This window comes from Nocardiopsis ganjiahuensis DSM 45031 (genome assembly GCF_000341085.1).
Lineage (GTDB): Bacteria > Actinomycetota > Actinomycetes > Streptosporangiales > Streptosporangiaceae > Nocardiopsis > Nocardiopsis ganjiahuensis.
In genome coordinates, this window is record NZ_ANBA01000009.1 from 580,419 (window position 1) to 603,163 (window position 22,745).

The 22,745-nt window shown below is 71.9% G+C and carries 20 protein-coding genes; 7 read left to right on the forward strand and 13 right to left on the reverse strand.

The genetic code is table 11. The features are described from left to right. Positions 1–3: 3 nt before the first annotated feature. Both rsmH and mraZ read right to left on the reverse strand, forming a co-directional pair. Positions 4–1,056 (reverse strand): 16S rRNA (cytosine(1402)-N(4))-methyltransferase RsmH, encoded by a 1,053-nt coding sequence (rsmH, locus tag D458_RS0113650; protein ID WP_017587313.1) that lies wholly within the window; start codon positions 1,054–1,056, stop codon positions 4–6. Between the two features lie 275 nt (positions 1,057–1,331). Continuing rightward, entirely contained in the window at positions 1,332–1,763 is a 432-nt protein-coding gene (gene mraZ / locus D458_RS0113655; RefSeq protein ID WP_017587314.1) for a division/cell wall cluster transcriptional repressor MraZ, read from the reverse strand. A gap of 473 nt (positions 1,764–2,236) precedes the next feature. Here mraZ and D458_RS0113660 point away from each other — a divergent pair, with 473 nt between their 5' ends. From D458_RS0113660 to D458_RS0113670, 3 genes are all read left to right on the forward strand, one after another. Then, complete coding sequence (locus D458_RS0113660; RefSeq protein ID WP_017587315.1) at positions 2,237–3,229, forward strand: AAA family ATPase; 993 nt, start codon at positions 2,237–2,239, stop codon at positions 3,227–3,229. Between the two features lie 145 nt (positions 3,230–3,374). Further along, complete coding sequence (locus tag D458_RS0113665; protein ID WP_017587316.1) at positions 3,375–4,643, forward strand: DUF58 domain-containing protein; 1,269 nt, start codon at positions 3,375–3,377, stop codon at positions 4,641–4,643. Positions 4,644–4,651: 8 nt separating this feature from the next. Continuing rightward, positions 4,652–7,027 carry a transglutaminase family protein gene (locus D458_RS0113670; protein WP_017587317.1) on the forward strand — a complete coding sequence of 792 codons (2,376 nt, stop codon included), beginning with the start codon at positions 4,652–4,654 and terminating at the stop codon, positions 7,025–7,027. 333 nt (positions 7,028–7,360) lie between these two features. Here the strand turns inward: D458_RS0113670 and D458_RS0113675 are convergent, their stop codons facing one another. Then, the gene (locus D458_RS0113675) at positions 7,361–7,789 is read right to left on the reverse strand and encodes a DUF3040 domain-containing protein (protein WP_026119279.1); all 429 of its coding nucleotides are present in this window, start codon (positions 7,787–7,789) and stop codon (positions 7,361–7,363) included. Positions 7,790–8,033: 244 nt separating this feature from the next. Further along, a complete protein-coding gene (gene dinB, locus D458_RS0113680) occupies positions 8,034–9,320 on the reverse strand; it encodes a DNA polymerase IV (protein WP_051049671.1) in 1,287 nt (428 codons plus the stop codon). Between the two features lie 157 nt (positions 9,321–9,477). Between dinB and D458_RS0113685 the strand changes: the two genes are divergently transcribed. Next, positions 9,478–10,422 (forward strand): ribose-phosphate diphosphokinase, encoded by a 945-nt coding sequence (locus D458_RS0113685; RefSeq protein ID WP_017587320.1) that lies wholly within the window; start codon positions 9,478–9,480, stop codon positions 10,420–10,422. 32 nt (positions 10,423–10,454) lie between these two features. Here D458_RS0113685 and D458_RS0113690 read toward each other — a convergent pair whose 3' ends face one another. From D458_RS0113690 to D458_RS0113730, 9 genes are all read right to left on the reverse strand, one after another. Continuing rightward, positions 10,455–11,252 (reverse strand): methyltransferase domain-containing protein, encoded by a 798-nt coding sequence (locus tag D458_RS0113690; RefSeq protein WP_026119281.1) that lies wholly within the window; start codon positions 11,250–11,252, stop codon positions 10,455–10,457. A 76-nt stretch (positions 11,253–11,328) separates the two neighbouring features. Next, positions 11,329–11,742: a transcription antitermination factor NusB gene (nusB, locus tag D458_RS0113695; RefSeq protein ID WP_017587322.1), complete on the reverse strand. Its 414-nt coding sequence runs from the start codon at positions 11,740–11,742 to the stop codon at positions 11,329–11,331. Further along, positions 11,742–12,305 (reverse strand): elongation factor P, encoded by a 564-nt coding sequence (efp, locus tag D458_RS0113700; RefSeq protein WP_017587323.1) that lies wholly within the window; start codon positions 12,303–12,305, stop codon positions 11,742–11,744. The genes nusB and efp overlap by 1 nt, the downstream gene beginning before the upstream one ends. Before the next feature lie 160 nt (positions 12,306–12,465). Beyond that, complete coding sequence (gene aroB, locus D458_RS0113705) at positions 12,466–13,548, reverse strand: 3-dehydroquinate synthase (protein ID WP_017587324.1); 1,083 nt, start codon at positions 13,546–13,548, stop codon at positions 12,466–12,468. Next, on the reverse strand, positions 13,545–14,048 hold the full coding sequence (locus D458_RS0113710) for a shikimate kinase (RefSeq protein WP_017587325.1): 504 nt from the start codon (positions 14,046–14,048) through the stop codon (positions 13,545–13,547). The genes aroB and D458_RS0113710 overlap by 4 nt, the downstream gene beginning before the upstream one ends. Before the next feature lie 315 nt (positions 14,049–14,363). Then, the gene (gene aroC, locus D458_RS0113715; RefSeq protein ID WP_017587326.1) at positions 14,364–15,545 is read right to left on the reverse strand and encodes a chorismate synthase; all 1,182 of its coding nucleotides are present in this window, start codon (positions 15,543–15,545) and stop codon (positions 14,364–14,366) included. A 63-nt stretch (positions 15,546–15,608) separates the two neighbouring features. Continuing rightward, positions 15,609–16,700, reverse strand: coding sequence for a prepilin peptidase (locus D458_RS0113720; protein ID WP_017587327.1), 1,092 nt, complete (start codon positions 16,698–16,700; stop codon positions 15,609–15,611). A gap of 76 nt (positions 16,701–16,776) precedes the next feature. Beyond that, complete coding sequence (locus D458_RS0113725) at positions 16,777–17,484, reverse strand: SseB family protein (RefSeq protein ID WP_026119282.1); 708 nt, start codon at positions 17,482–17,484, stop codon at positions 16,777–16,779. 354 nt (positions 17,485–17,838) lie between these two features. Next, a complete protein-coding gene (locus D458_RS0113730; RefSeq protein ID WP_017587329.1) occupies positions 17,839–18,300 on the reverse strand; it encodes a MarR family winged helix-turn-helix transcriptional regulator in 462 nt (153 codons plus the stop codon). A 183-nt stretch (positions 18,301–18,483) separates the two neighbouring features. Here D458_RS0113730 and D458_RS0113735 point away from each other — a divergent pair, with 183 nt between their 5' ends. The 3 genes from D458_RS0113735 (at position 18,484) to D458_RS0113745 (ending at position 22,670) form a co-directional block, all read left to right on the forward strand. Further along, positions 18,484–19,026 carry a YceI family protein gene (locus D458_RS0113735; RefSeq protein WP_017587330.1) on the forward strand — a complete coding sequence of 181 codons (543 nt, stop codon included), beginning with the start codon at positions 18,484–18,486 and terminating at the stop codon, positions 19,024–19,026. 347 nt (positions 19,027–19,373) lie between these two features. Further along, positions 19,374–19,628 carry a DUF2470 domain-containing protein gene (locus tag D458_RS0113740; protein ID WP_083936321.1) on the forward strand — a complete coding sequence of 85 codons (255 nt, stop codon included), beginning with the start codon at positions 19,374–19,376 and terminating at the stop codon, positions 19,626–19,628. Between the two features lie 240 nt (positions 19,629–19,868). After that, a complete protein-coding gene (locus tag D458_RS0113745; RefSeq protein ID WP_017587332.1) occupies positions 19,869–22,670 on the forward strand; it encodes a serine/threonine-protein kinase in 2,802 nt (933 codons plus the stop codon). Positions 22,671–22,745: the final 75 nt, after the last annotated feature.

Below are 22,745 nucleotides of genomic sequence, written 5' to 3' on the forward strand. Positions count from 1 at the left end.
TCCCTACTGCCGCGACGGCCAGCGCACCCGTTCGGCCGCCCGGAGGCGTGCCGACTGTGCGCGCGGGTTGCGTTCGTTCTCTTCGTCCGTGGGGAGTTCCGAGCCCCTGGTGAGGAGTCGGAGTTCCGGTTGGCTGTCCGGGAGGGGGACCGGGAGGTCGGCGGGTGTGGTGTCGACGGCCAGGGCGCTGAGGGCCTTCTTGGTCAGCCGGTCCTCCAGCGAGTGGTAGGACAGCACCGCGATGCGGCCGCCGAGGCCCAAGCGGGAGACGGCGGCGGGCAGGGTCTCCTTGAGGATGGAGAGTTCCGCGTTGACCTCGATGCGCAGCCCCTGGAAGGTGCGCTTGGCGGGGTGCCCGCCGGTACGGCGGGTCGCCGCGGGGATCGCCTCACGGACCAGCTCGGCCAGTTCGCGGGTGGAGTCGAGGCGCCCCTGGGCGCGGCGGCGCTCGATGGCCCTGGCCACGCGGGAGGCGAAGCGCTCCTCGCCGTAGGTGCGCAGGACCCGGGTGAGCTCGGCGACGGGGTACTCGTTGACGACTTCGGCCGCGGTGAGCGTCTGGGCGCGGTCCATGCGCATGTCCAGGGGGGCGTCGTGAGCGTAGGCGAAACCGCGGTCGGTCTCGTCCAGCTGCGGTGAGGAGACGCCGAGGTCGAGCAGGATCGCGTCGGCCTCCTTGGCCCCGGCCTCGTCGAGGGCGCGCGGGATGTCGGAGTAGACGGCGTGCACGAAGTGGGTGCGGTCGGCGTAGGGCGCCAGCCGCTCGGCGCTGCGCTCCAGGGCGCTGGTGTCCCGGTCGACACCGACCAGGCGCATGTTCGGGCAGGCCTTGAGCAGGGCCTCGGAGTGCCCTCCGAGCCCGAGGGTGCCGTCGACGAACACCGACCCGGGACGGCTGAGCGCCGGGGCGAGCAGTTCCACGATCCGGTCGAGCATCACCGGCACGTGCAGTGGATCGATCCCCTCGCGTGCGGCACGGATGCTCGCATCGATGTCCTGGCCCTGACCTGGTGAGCTGTCCCCGTCGGGTCGCTCGTGCTGCCGGTTGTCCCCCATGCGCTGCTGTTCCTCCACGCTGTCGCGGTCTCCCCCTGAGTCCGTGCAGCGCACTGGGCGCGCTCCACGGTGTCCTTTCGCGTGGCCCCTCCGGAGTACCGGCGGGCCTCCGGACACGGCCGCTATTGTCCACCTTCTCGGCGGGAACTCGCTCACGACCTGGCACCGGGGAAGTCGCGCCAGCTCGTGTGACCGTCTCCGGAGACCGTTGCCGGTCCCGGCGTTGCATGGACTCCGTGCTGATGGTGTCGGAACGGAAAAGGGTCGTCCCGCCGTCACAGCACCCCGGGCAGCACCTCCTCTGAGAGTTGCGAGAACGCCTGCTCCTGCTCGGCCTCGTACTCCGACCACGCTGCGGCGTCCCAGATCTCCAGGCGCGTGTTGGCGCCGATGACGACGCACTCGCGGTCCAGGCCCGCGTAGGCGCGAAGCTTCGGCGGGATCGTGACCCTGCCCTGCTTGTCACAGGACTCGTCCGACGCGCTGGCGAAGAGGACGCGGCTGTAGTCGCGGACCGCCTTGGCGGTGACCGGGGCGGAGCGCAGGGAGGCGGTGATGCGGCTGAACTCGGCCGTCGGAAAGACGTAGAGACAGCGCTCCTGGCCTTTCGTGATCACCAAACCCCCCGACAGTTCGTCGCGGTACTTCGCGGGAAGGAACAGCCGTCCCTTCTGGTCCAGGCGAGGTGTGTGGGTGCCTAGGAACACACGCTCACCCCCTCACCCCCTAAGTGGAGAATTCACCCTCTCTCCACGGTGCCCCACCTTACTCCACTCTTCCCCACCGTCAACAGCTTGAATCGGGATTCACCGACCGAAGAATCGACAAATGCGCAGGTCAGAGAGGCGCGGCGTGAGCAGGGGTCGGACGGGGCCGCTTCGTGCCCGCGTGCGTCGCCTCCCGCCTGCGGCCGACCGCCGCCGACCGGCGAACGCCCGGAGCGGGGGGCGGGGGTGTGACCACCGACACCGAAGGGCGACTCCGGGGGTTTTGCGACACCCGTCCCGCTATCGCGGACGGCTCCCCCGCCAATGATCAGGAGAACGGTTCGGGCGCTTTGACCACTTCGGTATCCGGTGGAACCATTCGGCGGCCGATTCCGGCACTTTGGTTTGCAATCGGTCTGATTGGCCCTAGCCTCAGATCGATACACCGAGACATACCGAGCGAGAGGGGCCTCGTGTCACTCGGCACACAGCACGACGGTCACGGGGGCGACGTCCGGGGGGACGTCGGTGCCGTTGTCGCCGTCGCCGACCGCGTCCGCGGCGCGATCGAGACGGTCATCGAGGGCAAACCCGAGGTGCTGCGCATCGCGCTCACCGTCATGCTCGCCGAGGGCCACCTCCTCATCGAGGACGTCCCCGGTGTGGGAAAGACCATGATGGCCAAGGCCCTGGGCCGGGCCGTGGACTGCTCCGTGCAGCGCGTCCAGTTCACTCCCGACCTGCTGCCCAGCGACATCACCGGGGTCAGCGTCTACCACCAGGACCGCAACGAGTTCGAGTTCAACCCGGGACCGGTGTTCGCCAACATCGTGCTCGGCGACGAGATCAACCGCGCCTCGCCCAAGACCCAGTCGGCCCTCCTGGAGTGCATGGAGGAGCGCCAGGTCAGCGTCGACGGGCAGACCCGGACCCTGGAGCGGCCGTTCATGGTCGTGGCGACCCAGAACCCGGCCGACATGGAGGGCACCTACGCCCTGCCCGAGGCCCAGCGGGACCGGTTCATGGCGCGCGTGTCGGTCGGTTATCCCTCACCCCAGGCCGAGCTGGACATGATCGACGCGCACAGCTCCCGGTCTCCGCTGGAGCAGCTGGCCCCGGTCACCAACGCGGCCGAGATCCGCTCCCTCGTGGACCGCATCCACAACGTCCACATGGCGCCGGGCATGCGCCGCTACGTCGTGGACCTGGTCAACTCCACCCGGACCGCACCCGAACTCAAACTGGGCGCCTCGCCCCGCGCCACTCTGCACCTGGTGCGCGCGGCCCGGGCCCACGCCGCCCTGGAGGGGCGCCACTACGTCGTCCCCGACGACGTGCAGGCCCTGGCCGTCCCGGTCCTCGCCCACCGGCTGCTGCCCGGGCCCGAGGCCCAGATGGAACGGCTCAGCGCCGAGCAGATCGTCGCCAAGCTGGTCGCCCGGCTGCCCGTCCCCGGGCCCCGCTGAGACCGTCCGGCACCCCTGGGGCCCCGGCGGACTCCGGCCTCGCCGGGCCGCGGGGACCCGGCCTCCGCACTTCCGACGACCCTGACGCCCCACGACCGCCGGCCTTCCTCGATCCCTGGCCCTCCACGACCCCGAGAGACGGACCATGCGCCCGCACCGAACCCTCACCGCCCGCGGCGGACTGATGCTGTTCTTCGGCGCGGTCGCCCTCGTCTGCGGTTTCGTGGTCGGCCAGCGGGAACTCGTGGGCGTGGGCCTCTTCCTGCTCCTGGTACCGCCGCTCTCCGCCCTGACGATCCTCGGCGCGACCGACCGGGTGGTGCACAGCAGGGCCCTGCGCCCGTACCGCGTCCCGGCCGGTACCGACACCCGGGTGCTGGTGAGGGTCGGCAACTCCTCCCCCACCTGGCCGGTCAGCTGGGTGCGGATCGAGGACACCCTGCCGGTGCGCCTGGGCTACGAGCCCCGCTACACGGTGGGGCACCTGGCCCCGCGCGCCGTCCGCGACGTCACCTACCTGGTCCGCCCCGCCGTCCGCGGCCGCTACCCCGTGGGCCCGCTGCGGGTGAGCGTGGTGGATCCCCTGGGCTGTGTCCGGGTGACCCGCAGGGTCGGCGCGCCCACCCCGCTGCTCGTGACCCCGCCCGTGGTCCCGCTCGCGACCCTCGGCGCCGCCGACGGCTCCCAGGGCGAGAACTCCCCGCGCCGCTCGGTGACCGGCGCCGGTGAGCAGGACCCCATCCCCCGCGAGTACCGCTACGGCGACGAGCTGCGCCGCGTGCACTGGCGTTCCACCGCCAAGCACGGCGAGCTCATGGTGCGCCGGGACGAACAGCACTGGCGCGAGCACAGCACCCTGCTCCTGGACACCCGGTACGCGGCGCACTCCGGCGAGGGCCCCTGGAGCTCGTTGGAGACCGCGGTCGGCGTGGCCGCCTCCGTCGCGGTGAACCTCCTGGACAGCGGCCACGAACTGCGCCTGCACACCGAGCGGGGACAGCTGCACACCGAGAACGCCTCCGGGGTGCTGGACGGGCTCGCGACCGTGGAGTCCTCCGAGGCGGACAGCCTGTACGGCGGGATCAGCACCCTGGAAGGAGCCCGCGGCTCCTCGTCCAGCCTGGTCGTGGCGATCCTGGGCGCCCTGTCCCCGGAAGACGCCTCGGCTCTCTCCCGGGTGCGCGGATCAGGGCTGCACGTGGCGGTGCTGTGCGTGCGGGCCGCCTGGGCCTCCCCCGAGGACGCCCAGCGCATCGCGGACCTGCTGACCGCCAACGGCTGGCGGGTGGTTCCCGTCACCGACCCCGCCGAACTGCCTCCGCTGTGGCTGCGGGCGATCTCCCCCGGCACCTCCGTGACGCCCGCCCCCGTGGCCCCGACCGGCCCCAGCGCCCCCTGGGAGGGGTCCCGTTGAGAGCACTGATGCCCCTGGCCGCCCTGGTCTCGATGCTGGCGGCACTGCCCCTCCTGAACGGGCTGATCCGCGGCGGCGACTGGTGGATTCCGGCAGCCGTCCTCGTCATCGCGGTGGCCGCGGTCTCCGCCCTCTACCGGCTGAGCGGCCGCAACTCGTTCCCGGTGCCCTTCCTCCAACTGATCGTCGCGGCGCTGCTGTTCACCCCGATCCTCACCCCGGGCACCGGGTTCCTCGGCGTCGTGCCGACCCCGGACACCTTCCACCAGATGTGGGCGCTGTTCCAGCAGGGCGTCCACAGCATCAACACCAGCGCTCCCCCGGTCCCGTCCTCCAACGGTCTGCGGATGATCATCGCGCTGACCTTCCTGGTGTTCGCGATGACCGCGGACTTCCTGGCGGTGACGGCCCGCTGCCCGGGGATGGTCGGCGGGCTGCTGCTGGCCCTGGTCCTGGTGCCGCTGGCCGTGGACAGCACCGGCCTGGCCTGGGCCCAGGCCGGGATCTGCGCCGCGGGTTTCCTCGTCCTGCTCGCCACGGACATGTGGGTCCGGGGCCGCGAGTGGGGGGTCAGGGTCCCGGACGGCCACGACCCCGCCGGCCGCTTCACCGCACGGGCCGTCCAGCTGGGCACGGTGGCCGCCGCGGCGGCCACCGCCATCGCCTTGGCCCTGAGCCTGCCGCTGCTGGTGCCCTCGCTGCGCACCGACGCCTTCTACACGATGGCCGACGGCAGCCAGTTCGGTTCCTCCGGCAACGTGACCACCACCCACCCGCTGGTCTCGCTCCGACGCGACCTGGCCTCCTCCTCCGACCGGACGGTGCTGACCTACCGCTCCGACGCCGAGGACCCGGAGTACCTGCGCACCTTCGTCCTGGACGAGTTCGACGGCGAGAACTGGACGATGTCCCCGGTGTACACCGGCCGGGACTCCAACCTCGACGGACCGCTCCCCCTGCCCCCGGGCCGGGACGAGGAGCCCGACGCATCGGTCACCACCCGGGTGTCCCTGGACTCCGACGCCCCGCGCATGGAGTTCCTGCCGCTGCCCTACCCCGCGCGCTCGGTGGAGGTGTCCGGCGACTGGTACGTGGACTCCGACACCCTGATGGTCTTCACCACCGACACCCCGCCGACCGGGTTCAACTTCGTCGTGGAGTCCGCGGACAACCGGCCCGACGCCCGGACCCTGGCCGAGGCCGGGCCGCCGCGTTCGCTGTCCGACAACTACCTCGTCCTCCCCGGCGGCATCGACGACGGCGTCCAGGAGCTCACCGACTCCGTGACCGCGAACGCCGACACCGCCTACGAGCGCGCCATCGCGCTCCAGGACTTCTTCACCGGCGGCGACTTCACCTACGACCTGAGCCCGCCCGCGATCCCCGGCGACGCCGACCCCCTGACGTACTTCCTCACGGAGGACCGGATCGGCTACTGCGAGCAGTTCGCCGGGGCGATGGCGATCATGGCCCGCCAGGCCGACATCCCCGCCCGGGTCGCGGTGGGGTACACCGCCGGCCAGCAGGTGGGCGACGGCCGCTGGTCGGTGTCGGTCGGCGACGCGCACGCCTGGCCCGAGCTGTACTTCGAGGGTTCGGGCTGGGTCCGGTTCGAGCCCACCCCCTCCTCCGCGCAGGGACAGGGTTCGGCCTCGGCCCCCGACTACACCTCCGGGAGCGAGGCCGCACCCGAGAGCCTCCCCGACCCCGAGCCCACGGCCCGGGACACCCCCGAGCCGACCGAGACCGCCGAGGACGAGCCCAGCGCCTCCCCCGAGGAGAGCGAGTCACCCGAGGGAGGGCCGACCGACGCAGCCGGGGGATCCACCACCGGCTCCGACGGCTCCGACCGGATGCCGTGGCTGCCGGCGGTCGGGGCTCTGCTCGCCGGACTGCTGCTGTTGGCCGGTCCCGCCCTGGCCCGGGCCCTGGTGCGCTGGTCGCGCGGGGCCGCACAGGCCTCGGGCGGGGTCGTCGGCGCGCACACCGCCTGGCGGGAACTACGGGACACCTGCCTGGACCTGGGGGTGGAGTGGTCGCTCACCGAGAGCCCGCGGGCGACCGCCGCGCGGCTGGGCGCCCTCGGCCGGGACGGCACCGTGCTGCCGTCCGAGGCCCATGCCGCCGTGTGGCGGCTGGCCCTGGCGGAGGAGACCGCCCGGTACGCACCGGCCCCGGCCGAGGGGGGCACGGCAGCGGCCGGGGGTACTGCGGACAGCGCTGCGAACGGCGACCGGTTGGCCGCCGACCTGGCAACGGCCCGGAAGGGGCTGACCGCGACGGCCACCGGAGGCGACCGCTGGCGCGCGATCCTGCTCCCGCGCTCCCTGGCCCCGTGGCGCCGCCCGAGAGTCGCGGCAGAGGCCGTCCCGGCCGTCTCCTGAGTCAGGGCCGGGTCTGCGGGCTGAGGACTGTGCGTCGCCGGGTCCGAGGCTCTCGTCCGCAGGAAGGAACCCACCACTGGCAGGGGTGCCGGGCGCCCCGTGGCGTCGGTACCGGGGGCCGTGTTCCCATCCGCTGCGGTGTGCCCGCTCTCAGGCAGGGGGACAGGAGGCCTCACACGCCCGCTTCGGGAACTCCGCGCGGGTCGCGGGCGAAGCTCCTGCACTCGGGCACAGAAAACGGTGGGGCCCACACACAACCACCGTGTGTGGGCCCCACCGTGACGAAGTACGCAGGCCTTCAGCTGGAACGGACCGGCGCCCGCCCCTGGTGAGCTACTGGTCCTCGCCCTGCTGGCGGCGACGCCACCGCTCCTCGAAGCGGTTCATCATCCCCGGACGCTTGTCGCCCTTGCGCTTGTGTTTGGTCTCGGTCTCAGCCTCGGCAAGCATCGCCTCCGCGCCGCCACCGACGGACTTACGCCAGGCGTTCGCCCCCATGAGGAAGGAGGCCAGCATGAAGATGAAGCCGAGGACACTGATGGTGACCGGAAGTGCCAGCGACGCGTCCGGACCTCCCAACAGCAACCCCAGGAGCAGCATGCCCATGCCGAGCACGAAGCCGATCACGGCCTTGATGATCCAGCGCTTGTAATGGACTCCGGGGTTCGTCTGCCGAACAGTGTTCGCGAACTTCGGGTCCTCGGCATACAGCGCCTGCTCGATCTGGTCGAGCATGCGCTGCTCGTGTTCAGAGAGCGGCACGGCGCCTCCCTACGGCAGTCCCCGGTTGGGGTGACGGGTACTGATGAACAGTCTCTTGGTCAGTGGTATGCCCAGAATACGGTGCACTAGCGCCTAGTGGAAAGAAAAGCTGCGTGTGTACCTGACCCACTACGGCCACGATACCCTCGCCCTGTATCGGAAACACCGGCTTCCATGCCTCTCTTCTTACCCTTACTCCGGTTCTACTCATGAGAACGCTCAGAGGTCCCCGGAAGTTGCCGCATCATACGTCGTTTTTGTCACGCTTGGCCAATACGGCCGACTGTATCGCGCTCGGGCCGAAACGGGCCTTCACTCGGTCCATAACCCGTTCAACGTCCCGCCAACCCGTGTCCTCCTCCCCCAACGCCAACTGGCGGTGCGAGTGTTCCACCGGGGCGACACCCTCCACACGGACCCCCACCAGGCGCAGCGGGGAGCCCCTCAGCCCCGACGCCGCGTAGAGGGCACGCGCCACCGCGCTGATCTCCCTGGCCACGTCGGTGCTCTCGGAGAGGGTCCGCGCCCTGGTGATCGTGGAGAAGTCGGCCCTGCGCAGTTTCACGCTCACCGTGCGCCCCACCTGCCCGGAGGCGCGCAGACGGTGCGCGACCTTCTCCGACAGGCGCAGCAGCTCACGATCGATCAAGCCCGGGTCATCGACGTCCACGGCGAAGGTCTCCTCCGCGCCAACACTCTTGTCCGGGGTCTCGGGAACGACCGGGCTGGGGTCCTCGCCCCGGGCCAGCGAGGCCAGGCGGGCCCCGGCCTTCTCACCGAGTTCCATGCGCAGCAGTTCGGGGTCGGTCCGGGCCAGCGCGCCGACGGTGCGCGTCCCCAGCCGGACGAGTGTGCGCTCGGTCTTGTCCCCCACCCCGGGCAGCGCGCCGATCGGCAGGGGGTCGAGGAAACCGCGGACCCGCGCCGTGGGGACCAGCAGCAGCCCGTCGGGCTTGCAGTGGGTGGAGCCGAGCTTGGCGACGAAGCGGGTGGCGGCGACCCCGACCGAACAGGTGAGCCGCTGTTCCCGGCGGACGCGTTCACGGATCATCGCGGCGATGCGCACGGGGCCGCCGAGGCGGCGGCGGGCACCGGAGACGTCCAGGAAGGCCTCGTCCAGCGACAAGGGCTGCACGAGGGGTGTGACCGAGCGCAGGATGTCCATGACGGCCTCGGAGGCCTGCCTGTAGGCGGCGCCGTCCGGCGGGTAGACCAGGGCGTCCGGGCACAGCCGCATCGCCTGCGCCATGGGCATCGCCGAGTGCACACCGTGGCGGCGGGCGATGTAGTCGGCGGAGGAGACCACACTGCGCGGACCGGTGCCGCCCACGATCACGGGGCGGCCGCGCGCCTCGGGACGGCGCAGCTGCTCCACGCTCGCGAAGAACGCGTCCATGTCCAGGTGCAGGATGTGGCAGTCCTCGTCCGGACCTGAGCCGTCCGGAGGGAAGTCGGCGCCCAGCGGAGCGATGCCGTCGGAGGTGACCACACCCCGCAGAGCGGCACCGCGTTCCAGTTGACGTCGGCTCATACGCCCAGGTTATGCCCTGCCCGGTGCCACCTGATCCCGGGGGCGGGTCCGGAATCGGTCACCCCCACCCCTTCCGTCCCAGGGGCCTTCCGTGCCCCCTGAGGCACGCACCAGTAGTCTTCTTAAAGACTTCTCCCGCATCTACTTCAGGGATCACATGCGAGACATCGTCATCTTCTCCGGCAGCGCTCACACCGAGATCGCGGAGGAGATCTGCACGAACCTCGGCAAGCCCCTCTCCCCCACCCGGGTCTCCCGTTTCGCCAACGACTGCCTCGAGGTCCAGCTCCAGGCCAACTGCCGCGAACGCGACGTCTACCTCATCCAGCCGCTGGTTCCGCCGGTCCAGGAGAACCTCGTCGAGCTGCTCCTGATGCTGGACGCCGCCCGGGGCGCCTCCGCGGCGCGGACCACGGTGGTCATGCCGCACTTCGCCTACGCGCGTTCGGACAAGAAGGACGCCCCGCGGATCTCCATCGGGGCGCGTCTGGTGGCCGACCTGCTCGCCACGGCAGGAGCCAACCGGGTCCTGGCCATGACCCTGCACTCGCCCCAGGTCCACGGGTTCTTCAGTGTCCCGGTGGACCACCTGCACGCGCTCGGGGAGCTCGCCGAGCACTTCCGGGGCGACGACCTGTCCAACACGGTGGTGGTCTCACCCGACTTCGGCAACGTCAAGGAGGCGTCGGCGTTCGCCCGCAGGCTCGGCACACCGGTCGCCTCCGGGGCCAAACAGCGGTTCGGTGACGACCGTGTGAGCATCACGTCGGTGATCGGCGACGTCGCCGACCGCGACATCATCATCCTGGACGACGAGATCGCGAAGGGGAGCACCGTCGTCGGGCTGATCGAGCGCCTGCGCGAACAGAAGGTGCGCTCCATCCGGATCGCCTGCACACACGGGCTGTTCAGCGAAGGCGCGCTGGACCGGATCACCGCCATGGACGACGTCACCGAGATCGTGTGCACGAACACGGTGCCCAGGACACCGGGGCAGACCTCACCGAAACTGCGGGTGCTGTCGATCGCGCCCGCGCTGGCCGAGGCGATCCGGCGCATTCACAACGGGGAGTCGGTCAGCACGCTCTTCGACACGCCCTAGTGTCCGCGGGCCGCGCTCGCGCGCGTACCGGCCTAGGACTTCAGGGCGATGGCGTGCAGCTGGGTGGCGATGCCGATCAGCTCGGGGTGGTCGGCGGCGGCCCGTTCCAGCTCCACCAGGTGCTGCCCGGCCTGGGCGTCGCCCTCCCAGGCGTGCCCGGGCAGGACGTCGGCGAACACGCGCACCCCGCGCACGCTCTCCCCGGTCAGACCGGAGTGGCCGATCAGGTCGAGGAGCTGCTGACGGGTGAAGCGGCGCGGCATGGGGTCGGCCTCGCCCCAGCGGCCGTCCGCGTCCGAGAGCAGGTGCTGGGCCTCGGTGATGTGCCCGGCCATGGCGCGGTGCAGGGCGCCGGCGACGGCGTTGGTCACCAGCAGGCTGACCGCGCCACCGGGGCGGGTGATCCCGGCGACGTCGGCCAGCGCGGCAGCGGGTTCGTCGACGTACTCGAGCACGTTGTGCACCAGCACGAGGTCCGCGCTGTCGGCGGGAAAGAGCGAGGCCAGGTCCTGGGTCTCCCCCTGGACACCGCGCACCGTGACACCGCTCTCGGCGGCGCGGCGCTCCAGGGCGGCCAGGGAGTCCGGGTTGGGTTCGACGACGGTCACCCGGTGACCGAGTTCGGCGAGCGGGACGGCGGCGCCGCCGGTGCCGCCTCCCGCGTCGACGATCTCCAGGGGCTCACCGTCGAAGAGGCGGGCCAGCAGCTGCGAGAGCGCGTCCCACACGACGGCGGTCCGGGCGGCGGTGGCCGCCCGCGTGGGACCGGTCACACCGCTCGTACCGAAACCGCTCGCGGCGGTCGCGGACGTGCCGCTCCTGTCAGTCACCAGCGTTCCCTCAATCATCTCGTGCCCGGCCCCCGGAACGGGGCGGGTCAGCCCGGCCCGGCCTCCGCGCGAGGTCTCAGAGCGAGAGCGTCGACTTGTTCTCCATCAGCCTGGACAGAAGTCCGCTGATGAAGTTGGGCGACTCGTCGGTGGACAGCTCCTTGGCCACACCGACGGCCTCGGCGATCGCCACGCCGTCAGGGATGTCCTCGGCCCACAGCAGCTCGTAGGCGCCCATCCGGAGGATGTTGCGGTCGACGACCGGCATGCGCTCCAGGGTCCACCCGATGGCGTACTCGCCGAGAAGCCCGTCGATCCGCTCACGCCGTCCGTCGACGGAGCGGGCGAGCTGCTCGGTGAATTCGTTGATCGGCGGTTCGGGCTGGGCCCGGCGACGCTTGATGACGTCCTCCACCGAGGTGGCTCGCACCTCGGCCTCGTAGAGGACCTCGACCGCGCGCCGACGGGCCTTGCGCCGTGCGCCACTCATCAGTTGACACGTCCGAGGTAGTCACCCGTGCGGGTGTCGACCTTGACGCGCTCACCGGTGGTGACGAACAGCGGAACCTGGATGGTGGCGCCGGTCTGGACGGTGGCGGGCTTGGTGCCGCCGGTGGAGCGGTCGCCCTGGACGCCCGGGTCGGTCTGGGTGATCTCCAGCTCGACGGCGGCGGGCATCTCGATGTAGAGCGGGTTGCCCTCGTTGGTGGCCACCGTGACCTTGGTGTTCTCCAGGAGGAAGCCCTTGGCGTCGCCGACCACGGCCTCGGAGACCGGGATCTGGTCGTAGGTCTGGGTGTCCATGAAGATGAAGGAGTCACCGTCGTGGTACAGGTACTCCATGTCACGGCGGTCGACGCTGGCGAACTCGACCTTGGACCCGGCGTTGAAGGTCTTGTCGACGATCTTGCCCGTGAGGACGTTCTTCAGCTTGGTGCGGACGAACGCGCCGCCCTTGCCCGGCTTGACGTGCTGGAACTCCAGGACGTTCCAGAGAACGCCGCCGTCGAGCCGCAGGGTCGTGCCGTTCTTGATGTCGTTCGTCGAGGCCACTTCGGTCGTCTCTCCAAGGGGTGTGACACGTCGGGGACCGGACTCGCTGGTCCGGTCGGTGGTCAGTGGGGCGAGGCGTGGTTCCCGTGGCTGCCGGCGACTGTGTCTACCGACCCCGGGGCACTGCTCGCCTCTGATCAGTCTAGTGGGTCCGGAGGACTCAGGAACCGTTCACGACCGCCTGGTAGGCCCCGTCCAGCAGCTCAGGCGCGGGGCCGCTGAGGATCGCGGGCTCGGCGAGGCCGTCCAGGACCACGAAGCGCAGAGTGGCGCCACGGGCCTTCTTGTCCACGGCCATGGTGGCGCGCAGCTCGGGCCAGGACTCGGCGGCGTAGCTGACCGGCAGCCCCACCGAGGTGAGCACCGAGCGGTGCCGCTGGACCAGGGCGTCGTCGATCCGGCCGTCCAGCCGAGCGAGTTCCGCGGCGAAGACCATGCCGATGGAGACCGCGTAGCCGTGCCGGAACGTGTAGTTCTCGGCGCGTTCGATGGCGTGTCCGAGGGTGTGCCCGTAGTTGAGGATCTCGCGGCGGCCGCTCTCCTTGAGGTCGCCGGAGACGACGTCGGCCTTGACCCGGACGGCGCGTTCGATGAGTTCGCGCGTGTGCTTGCCCTCGGGGCGTGCGGCGCCCTCGGGGTCGTCCTCGACCAGCTCGCAGATGACGGGGTCGTCGATGAACCCGGCCTTGACGATCTCGGCCAGGCCGCCGATGTAGTCGGCCCTGGGCAGGCTCGGCAGGGTGGCGAGGTCGCACAGCACCCCGGCCGGCGGGTGGAAGGCGCCGACGAGGTTCTTGCCCTCGGGGGTGTTGATGCCGGTCTTGCCGCCGACGGCGGCGTCCACCATGCCCAGCAGGGTGGTGGGCACCAGCACCGAGCGCACCCCGCGCAGCCAGGTGGCGGCGACGAAGCCGGCCAGGTCGGTCGCGGCCCCGCCGCCGACACCCACCACGGCGTCGGTTCGGGTGAAGTTGAACGAGCCCAGACGCGACCACAGGCCGGTGGCGACCGCGGCGGTCTTGGCGGCCTCGCCGTCCGGAACCGGCATGGGCCGGACCAGGTAACCGGCCTCCTCCAGGACCCCGACCACGGGCCGGGCGACCTCGCCCAGCCCCTCGGGGTGGATGACGGCCACCTGGGCGGCGCCGCCGACCAGGGAGGGCAGTTCGGAGAGGATCCCGCTGCCGACCACCACGTCGTAGCGTCCGGCGGGCTCCCCCACACCGATCCGGGTCACGGTCACTTGGCGGCCTTTCCGGTGGGGAGGGACCCGACGATCGTGTCCACGATCTCCTCGGGGTGGTACTCCGTCGTGGGCACGGTCACCGAGGCGAGGCCCTCGTAGACCGGCAGCCGCTCGTTGAGGAGCTTGCGCAGCTGGGTGCGCGGGTTCCCGGCCAGGAGCGGACGGGCGACGTCCATGCCCACACGCTTGGCGGCCTCGGCGAACTCCACCTGGAGGTAGACCACGTGGTGGTCGGCGAGCTCCTCGCGGGTGTCCCCGTCGAGGACCGAGCCCCCGCCGAGGGCGATGACGCCCTCCCAGGCACGGAGTCCCTCGGCGACGACCTCCCGCTCCAGGGCGCGGAAGTGCTCCTCGCCGTCCTGGATGAAGATGTCGCTGATGGGCTTGCCCGCACGCTTCTCGATCTCGGTGTCGGTGCACAACAGGTCCGTGTCCAGGCGGCGGGCCAGGGCCTCGCCGACGGTGGACTTGCCCGAACCGGGCGAACCGATGAGCACCGCGATCGCTCTTGCCACGCTCTGCCTACCTCTGGGGGTCACCCCCGCCTGCGCGGGGGGAAATCTCTGCCGTGTGCCCTCCTGTCTAGCAGAAACACCACCGCGACGCGTGCGGGGGGCGAGAGCCTGTGTACAACCCCACGGGGCCCGGATCAGGGGGAAGCGGGGAAGGCGAGGCCCCGGTGGTCGAGTTCCTCGTCCCGGTAACGGCCCTGGACGGCGGCCTCGACGTCGAAGGCGTGGACTTGAGCGCTCCGGGGGGTGGAAGAGCGCCGGCCCGCCCTCCGGTGGGAGGGCGGGCCGGGGTGAACGGGTCTAGCGGATCGTCAGCGAGTCCAGGTAGCCCTGGAGGTTGCGGGCGGTCTCGGGGACCGAGTCGCCGCCGAACTTCTCGATGGCGGCCTCGGCGATGACGAGGGCGACCATGGCCTCGGCCACGACACCGGCGGCGGGGACGGCGGTGACGTCGCTGCGCTGGTGGTTGGCCTTGGTGGCCTCGCCGGTTTCGATGTCGATGGTGTCCAGCGCGTTGGGCACCGTGGCGATGGGCTTCATCGCGGCGCGCACGCGCAGCGGGTCACCGGTGGACATGCCGCCCTCGACACCGCCGGCGCGGTTGGTGCGGCGGCGCACGCCGTCGGGGCCGGGCTCGATCTCGTCGTGGGCCTCGGAGCCGCGGCGGGCCGCGGTGCGGAAGCCGTCGCCGACCTCGACGCCCTTGATGGCCTGGATGCCCATGAGGGCCCCGGCCAGGCGGGAGTCCAGGCGGCGGTCCCAGTGCACGTGGCTGCCCAGGCCGGGCGGCAGGTTGTAGGCGAGCACCTCGACGACGCCGCCCAGGGTGTCCCCGGACTTCTTGGTGTCGTCGACCTCCTCGACCATGCGGGCGCTGGTCTCGCGGTCGAAGCAGCGCAGCGGGTCCTCGTCGATCGCGGCGAGGTCCTCCGGCCGGGGTTCGGGTGTGCCCTCGGGAACGGCGACGGGGCCCATGGAGACCACGTGGCTGAGGATCTCGACACCGAGCGCCTGGCGGCAGAACTGCCGTGCGACCTCGCCGATCGCGACCCGGGCCGCGGTCTCACGGGCGCTGGCGCGCTCCAGGATCGGGCGGGACTCCTCGTGCCCGTACTTCTGCATACCGACGAGGTCGGCGTGGCCGGGGCGGGGGCGGGTGAGCGGCGCGTTGCGCGCCACGCCGTCCAGTTCCTCGGCGGGGACCGGGTCGGGCGACATCACCTTCTCCCACTTGGGCCACTCGGTGTTTCCGACCTCGATCGCGACCGGCCCACCCTGGGTGATGCCGTGCCTGATGCCTCCGATGACGGAGACCTGGTCCTTCTCGAACTTCATCCGGGCACCCCGACCGTACCCGGCGCGGCGGCGGAGCAGTGCGGCGGCGATGTCGTCAGAGGTGACGGACACACCGGCCGGAAGGCCCTCCAGAATCGCGACGAGTGCAGGTCCGTGGGACTCCCCCGCGGTCAGCCAACGCAACATGTGCACGATCCTCCCACGGATCGGGTGTCGAGGTGGTCACCGGGCTCGGGGTTGGGGCGACGGTCAGAGCGAGTTCGGGAGGAGGGGCTGGCCCGCGAGAACGGTGGCGAGGGTGGCGGCGAGCATGAACGGGCCCAACGGGAGGGGTTCGGTCCGGGTGATCCGGCGCAGCGCCAGCAGGACCAGACCCAGGAGGGAGAAGGCCGCGAAGGCCCAGAACGCGGCGACCAGCGCGCCCACCGGCCCTGCCGCCCAGCCCGCGTAGAGGCCGGTGAGCCCGGAGAGCTTGACGTCACCGAAACCGAGCCCGCCCGGTCTGATCCGCCACATCAACCAGTACAGGACCGTGATGAGGGCCATGCCGACCAGGGCCTGGGCTCCGCGTTCGGGGTCGGGCCCGGCGGGCGGGAGGAGGACCGCCGCGGCCAGCAGGAGGGCGGCGACGGGGTAGGCGGGGGCCACGAGGGCGTCGGGCAGGCGCATGACCCGCAGGTCGATGACGGACAGGGGGACGCCGAGCGCGACGAGCCAGAGCACGGCCAGCACACCCGGCGGTGACCAGTCGGGCAGGTGCCAGGGGACGAGGGCTCCCACCAGCGCGAAGAGCAGGGCGGTGGTGACGACCGCGGCCGGGTGCGGGTGCACGCGCCGCTCGCAGTGGGGGCAGGCGCCGCGCCGGCGGAAGGCTCGGGCGGCGACGACCGGCAGGCCGCGGGTGAACCGGAGTTCGGTCCGGCAGTGCGGACAGCGGGGCGGCGGCGGCCCGTCGGCCTCCTCCTCGGGGTCGAGGCCGAGGAGGGGGTCGGAGCCGGGGCCGGGGCCGGGCGGAGTCTCCGGCGAGGCGCCGAAGGGTGTGTCGGGCGCGCCTTCCCACCCCGGGGTGGTGCCTGTGGCACTGTCCTGACCTGGGGGGACCTCCTGTCCCGGAGAGACCGGCTCGTCCAGGAGCGCCGGTCCCCGAGCGGTGGTCATCGGGGCGGCTGCCGCTCTCGCCTCGGACGAGGCCTCGGGGCCCCTCGGTCGGCGGGACGGGCCGAAGAGGTGGACGAGGCGACCGCTGGTGCGGCCGACCACGGTGCCGAGCACGCAGAGCGAGGCGGCCGCGAGGACCGCCCACAACAGCGGAGACAGCGTGAACGCCAAGGGGGTGGGCATGTTCGGAAGCTACCTGTTGGGAGCGCTCCGCGACAGTGCCCCGGGCGTTCTGTGGACAACCCGGGGCCGCCCGGGGTCAGTCGTCGTCGCGCCGGGCGCGTACGACGGCGCTGAGTTCGACCCCGCCGGGCAGCACGTGCCGGAGTTCCGCGCTGAGCCGCTCGGCGACGCGGCGCAGCGATTCGTCGTCGCGCTCGTCCAGTTCCAGGCGGATGCCGATCTCTCCGCGCTCGGAGGAGTGGATGCGCACGCGTTCGATCCCGAACTCGGCGTGGGTCACCCGGTAGATGAGCGCCAGGACCTGTGGGTCGTCCTTGGGTTCGGGGACGGTCCCCTCTTCCGCGAGCATGGTGAGAAAACGGCCCTGGACGGTGTACGGGATCGGCCCGGACACGTCGATGACCAGGGCGTCGGCGTTCTCCTCCAGGGTGGCCTGGCAGGCGTCCTTCGTACTGAAGGGCACCGGACGGGCGTCCGGGCGCCAGCGCCGGACCGCGTCCACGGAGGTGAAGGCGAGGACCCCCCGGCGGCCGTCCTTGCCGGTCATGATGGGGATGGCCACTTCGCTGTTCTTGTCCTTGGTGAGCCCGCCCGCGCCCTTCTCGGTCTCGGTGGCCACGGCCACCACCGGGATGAGGACCCGGGACCCGCTGAGGGCGGCGAGGACCTGGCGGTCACCCACCTTGATCGCCGCGTAGTCACGCAGGCGAGCCTCGACTTCCGGATCGGCGCTGCCGTCGTCGTCACGGAAGTTCTGGGCGCCGGTGATCGTTGGTCTGCTCACGGGCTCCGACTCTACCTGGGGTGCGTATCCGTTGTGGGATCGCTTCTCGGACAGAACCATGTGACCTCTCCCCTCCTCGGGCCGCGCAAGGCCGCCGCCCTCCCCGGTCGGCGCGGTCGCCCCGCGCCGTACTCGGCAGCCCAGCTTCACAGGCGGGTACCGTGCGGGTCGGCGGTTCGGGGAAGAAGACGCCGAAGGGCCCGGACCGGCCGGGGCCCGGATTCCGGGAACGGGGCCGCTTCGTCTTCGGGACGCGCGCGGACCCGGGTGCGCCCGCGCGGCCGGGGGCGGAGAGTGGCATGTGTCGCAGCCGCGTCCGGCGGCCCCGGCCGGACGCCTCGGGCCCCCTGGCCCCTACGAACCCTGTTCCGGGCGCCCGTCTCCGAGCACGCCGACGATCTCGCGGAGCTGGTCGACCTGCTGCGGGGAGAGCCGGTCGAACATCAGGGAGCGCACCCGGGTCGCGTGGCTCGGCGCGGCCTGCTCCAGGACGGCGGCCCCCTTCTCGGTGAGGACGGCCCACAGTCCGCGCCGGTCGTCCTCACAGCTCTCGCGCCGCACGTGGCCGTCGCGTTCGAGGCGGGCGATCTGGTGGGACAGGCGGCTCTTGGAGACGATGACCGCCTCGGCGAGGTCACGCATGCGCATGCGCTGGTCCGGGGCCTCGGAGAGGTGGGCGAGCACCCCGTACTCGATGAGCGAGAGGCCGTCGCGGGCACGCAGGTCGCGTTCGAGTTCGTCGTAGATCCAGGCGTTCATCCGCAGGAACCCGCGCCAGACGTCCTGTTCACCGGGTTCGAGCCAGGCCTTCTCCATGGCCCGATCCTAGCGCCGCAGCCGCTCACTCCAGCAGCCGAACGTCCGGACCGGCGCCCGGACTCTTGCGTCCTCAGGAACAAGTCCATAGAATCCTTCCCAGGAAGATACTTCTAAGGTACTTTGTTGCTAGGCAACGAGTTGGCCCGGCACCCGGGCCTTCCACACACAGGGAGAGACACCATGGCCACGCAGGAACTCAAGCCCGGCACCTGGAAGATCGACACCGCCCACAGCATCGTCGGCTTCTCCGTCCGCCACATGATGGTGAGCAAGGTCCGCGGCCGCTTCGAGAAGTTCGACGCGACCCTGACCGTGCCCGAGGACCCCACCAAGGCCTCGGTCGAAGCCACCATCGACGCCGGCTCCATCAACACCGACAACAGCGACCGGGACAACCACGTCCGGTCCGCCGACTTCTTCGAGACCGACAACTACCCGGACTTCATCTTCCGCTCCACCGGCATCGAGGCCAAGGGCGAGGACTTCGTCCTCAAGGGTGAGCTGACCATCAAGAAGAAGACCCGCCCGATCGAGCTGTCCCTCGAGTTCAACGGCTCCACCGTCGACCCCTACGGTCTGGACCGCGCCGGGTTCGCCGCCTCCACCACCATCAGCCGCAAGGAGTTCGGCGTCGACATCGAGATGCCGATGGACGGCGGCGGCGTGGTCGTCGGCGACAAGATCACCATCACCATCGACGCCGAGTTCACCCGTCAGGCCTGAGTCGGCCGACGGACGTGACGCCCCGGCCCGGCACCACCGCCGCCGTCCGGCCGGGGCGCTTCCGAGGACCTGGGGAGGACCTCGGGAGGGGACGGTGTCCGAGCGCGGCCACTCAGGGGGAGTGACCGCCGCCCCGGGTTTTGACGACACCCCGTCAGAAACCCTGTGAGGCCTCGGATATCGTCGACGGGGGAGGGTCCACACGACCCTCCCCCGTTTCGTGTGTCCGACCACGTCCGAGTGTCCGAACCGTGCGCCGCACGCCCGTGCGCCAGGAACCGCAGGAGAACCCCACCGTGCCGTCCAGCCCCTTCGCCCCCGAGGTCGTCACCGCCGTCACCGCCCACATGAACGACGACCACGCCGAGGACACCCTGCTCATCTGCCGAGCGCTGGGCGCCCAGCCCGACGCCACCGCCGCCCGGATGACCGGTCTGGACGGTGAGGGCGGCGACTACACGGTCACCGTCGACGGCGCCGAGCGCCAGGTGCGCATCCCCTGGGCCGCGCCGCTGACCGAGCGCGCCCAGATCCGCGCCGAGGTCGTCCGCATGTACCAGGAGGCCTGCGCCGAGCTGGGGCTCACTCCTCGCGGGCACTGACGGCCTCCCCGGAGACAGGCGGATCGGGACCGTGACAACGAGTCACAGAAACCGGAACCCGGGCGGCCCCGGCGGAGTCCAACGGAGTATCGGGGGGATCGGGCGACGCGCCCGGACAGGGGTGGCTCCACCACTCCGATCAGGCGCGCGCAAGACCTAACCTGGAAGGGTCCGCCCTTCCCCGGACTCCCCCCGGACATCCGCAACCAACCGCCTATCCGAAGGATGGCTCCGGCCTCGATGGTCACGCCCGACCCCGGTGACGAGAACGCACCGACCCAACGGATCGACCCCACCTCACCCACCACGCGAGTCAACCCGGCGGTGGGCGCCACGCGCTGGGTGACGCGCGTGTTCCGGCCGGGGGCGGCCCCACCGCCGGAGCCGCCACCGGGGACCCGTGCGGGCCCGCAGCAGGGGCAGCAGCCGGACGAGGGCCCCACGCGCGTCGTCCCCCCCGGGTCCTCCCCCGGCGCCGGCAGCGACCACACCACGGTCCTGCCCGGCGGCGCGGACGCCCCGGGCAGCGCCGCGGGCGGCACCCGGGTGCAACCGCCCGCCTCCCCCACCACGGCCCTGGGCGCCGACCTCTCCGCGGGCCGCCCCGCCCGACGCCCCACCGTGGGCGCACCCGGCTCCCCCGAGGGCCGCACCCCGTGGTGGCGTGTGCTCTTCGGCCCCCTCCTGGACTGGATGGCGCGCCTGGTCTCGCGCGCGGTGGTGGGCCCCGCGGGCGATCTCGACTACGCCGTCCCCGCCGAGCTCCGCCGCCGCTACCAGATCCTGGACCACATCGGCGCGGGCGGGGAGGCCGTCGTCTACCTGGCCGAACCCACCGACTCCCCAGGACGCCGGCTCGCTCTGAAGGTGTACCGGCCCGGCCACGACATCAACCGCGAACTCCTGGACCGGCTGCGCGCCCGGGGCACCGCCTCCCCGCACACCCCCGCCATCCAGGGATACGGGACCGCCACCAGTTCCTGGGGCGAGGAGCTGGCCTGGGAGGCCCAGGAGTACTTCTCCCTCGGCACCCTGCGCGAGGTCATCAACCAGTCACCCCTGGACGACGAGCGCGCCGGTGCCGTGGTCCGCGCCGTCGCCGACTGCCTGCACCACTGGCAGAGCGAGCTCCAGCACAACCACACCGACGTCAAGCCCGAGAACCTCCTGGTCCGCTCCCTGGACCCGCCGGTGGTCGCGCTCACCGACTTCGGCGGTGCCGTGCGCGCCACCATGAGCCGCGTCTACGGCGGTCAGGCCATCACCGAGGACTACGCCGCCCCCGAGGTGATCGAGGGCCGCCGTGAGGCCCCCGCCGCATGGTGGTCGCTGGGTGTGATGGTGCACGAACTCACCACCGGCCGCCGCCCCGAGCGCGGCGGGAACTGGCTGACCGCCCGCAACACCGAGGTGGACATCTCGGCGATCACCGACGAGCGCTGGCGCCTGCTCGCCCGCGGCCTGCTCACCCTCTCCCCCTCCACCCGCTGGGGGCACGACGAGGTCGCCGCCTGGCTCGCGGGCGAGCGTCCGCCGATCCGCACCGCCAGCCGCCTGCGCCCCATCAACTTCGCCGGGGCCTCCCACGAGGACCCGCCCAGCCTCGCCTTCGACCTGCTCGACCGCTCCGACACCGGCGCGATGTGGCTGCGCAGCCACTGGTCGGAGCTGCGCACCTGGCTGGACCGCGAGGTCAGCGACTACACCTTCGACCGCGCCTACCTGACCGGGCTCGACGCCCGGCCCGAACTCGCACACGTCGCGATCAGCGCACTGGCCGCCCGCTACGTGCCGGGGATGCCGCCGCGCTTCCGCGGCCACGAGATCAGCGCCGACGGGCTCCTGGCCCTGGCCACCGGCGAGGCCAGCCGCCACGCGGTCGTGCGCGAGGCCGTGGAGTCGGGCGTGGTGGGCCTGGGCTCCCAGCACTGGTGCCCGCACCCCGGCTGCCGCTCCGGCGGTTCGGGGCGGTGCGCACTGCTGGAACGCGTCCAGCACGAGGTCCCGCTGCTGATGAAGCGCGTGCACGAAACCCTGGAGCGGGTGACGGCCTCGGGCCCCGACGCGCCCCGGTCCCCCGCCTCCCACGAGATCGACTCCACCTGGGCGCGGGCCGTCGAGCTGGTGCTGGTCCCCGAGACCGCGGCCCAGCACCGGTCGCTGCTGCGCCGCCAGTCCTGGCACCCCAGCCAGCGCAGCTCCGCACCGAACGCGCCCTGGTGGCTGGAGCAGCGCAAGACCGCCCTGCGCGACGGCGGTGAACAGCTGGCCGGCCGCGCCGCGATGCTCACCGCACTCCTGCTGCTGCCCGAGGCCGACCGGATCGGCGGCGCGATCGCCGAGCGCGAGCGCGCCGACGGCAAGGCGCGCCGCCAGGACCGGTGGGCCTCTCTGGCCGGTTCGGCGCGCGATCGCTGGGAGAGCACCCAGGAGAAGGTGTCCACGGCCAAGCAGCGCCGGGCGGAGGCCGCCACCACACGGCCCGACCACCCGGTGGTCCCCGGCGACCAGGGCTTCGGCACCCCCACCCGGCCGCAGGAACCCGCGACGGCCAAGGAGAAGCGTCGGCAGGACAAGGCCGCTCGCCGGGTCGAGAAGACCATGGGCCAGATCCAGCGCGCGATGAAGGCGGGCAAGTGCCGCCGCTTCGCCTACCCGGCCGCCCTGTTGGGCCTGGTGGACGGCCTGGGCCGGGCGCTGCGCCCCGAGGAGGGCTTCTTCCCCGAGAGCGTGTTCGTGACCGACACCTACACCGGCCTGCTGGAGTTCAGCGACAACCCGCTGGCCGAGGGGGCCGCCGCGCTCACCGGGCTGCTGCCCGGCGGGATCGGCGCGTCCTGGTGGTTGCCGGTGCTGCTGTCGATCACGCTGCTGGTACTGGGCCGCACCGCCGCGAAGTCCACGGTCAAGGCCCGGCGCCGGCTGGGCGCCTTCCGCCTGGCGGTGGCGGGTTCACTGGTGATGCTGGTGGTGTTGCTGTCGACGGGTCTGCTGGCCCTGGGATCCGGTGTGCTCATCCCGCTGGACGGCCTGCTCGGCTGAGCACGCCGGGGCGTGCGAGCCGTCAGCGCAGCGCCGCGGGTCGGTGCCGCCGCCGGGGTCCACCGGGGCGGGCGA

Bases quoted from the DNA above. Each gene is read 5' to 3' on its own strand.
- rsmH (WP_017587313.1), bottom strand. From the start codon at position 1,056: ATGGGGGACAACCGGCAGCACGAGCGACCCGACGGGGACAGCTCACCA.
- D458_RS0113665 (WP_017587316.1), top strand. From the start codon at position 3,375: ATGCGCCCGCACCGAACCCTCACCGCCCGCGGCGGACTGATGCTGTTC.
- D458_RS0113670 (WP_017587317.1), top strand. From the start codon at position 4,652: ATGCCCCTGGCCGCCCTGGTCTCGATGCTGGCGGCACTGCCCCTCCTG.
- dinB (WP_051049671.1), bottom strand. From the start codon at position 9,320: ATGAGCCGACGTCAACTGGAACGCGGTGCCGCTCTGCGGGGTGTGGTC.
- D458_RS0113685 (WP_017587320.1), top strand. From the start codon at position 9,478: ATGCGAGACATCGTCATCTTCTCCGGCAGCGCTCACACCGAGATCGCG.
- nusB (WP_017587322.1), bottom strand. From the start codon at position 11,742: ATGAGTGGCGCACGGCGCAAGGCCCGTCGGCGCGCGGTCGAGGTCCTC.
- aroC (WP_017587326.1), bottom strand. From the start codon at position 15,545: ATGTTGCGTTGGCTGACCGCGGGGGAGTCCCACGGACCTGCACTCGTC.
- D458_RS0113720 (WP_017587327.1), bottom strand. From the start codon at position 16,700: ATGCCCACCCCCTTGGCGTTCACGCTGTCTCCGCTGTTGTGGGCGGTC.
- D458_RS0113730 (WP_017587329.1), bottom strand. From the start codon at position 18,300: ATGGAGAAGGCCTGGCTCGAACCCGGTGAACAGGACGTCTGGCGCGGG.
- D458_RS0113735 (WP_017587330.1), top strand. From the start codon at position 18,484: ATGGCCACGCAGGAACTCAAGCCCGGCACCTGGAAGATCGACACCGCC.
- D458_RS0113740 (WP_083936321.1), top strand. From the start codon at position 19,374: ATGAACGACGACCACGCCGAGGACACCCTGCTCATCTGCCGAGCGCTG.
- D458_RS0113745 (WP_017587332.1), top strand. From the start codon at position 19,869: ATGGTCACGCCCGACCCCGGTGACGAGAACGCACCGACCCAACGGATC.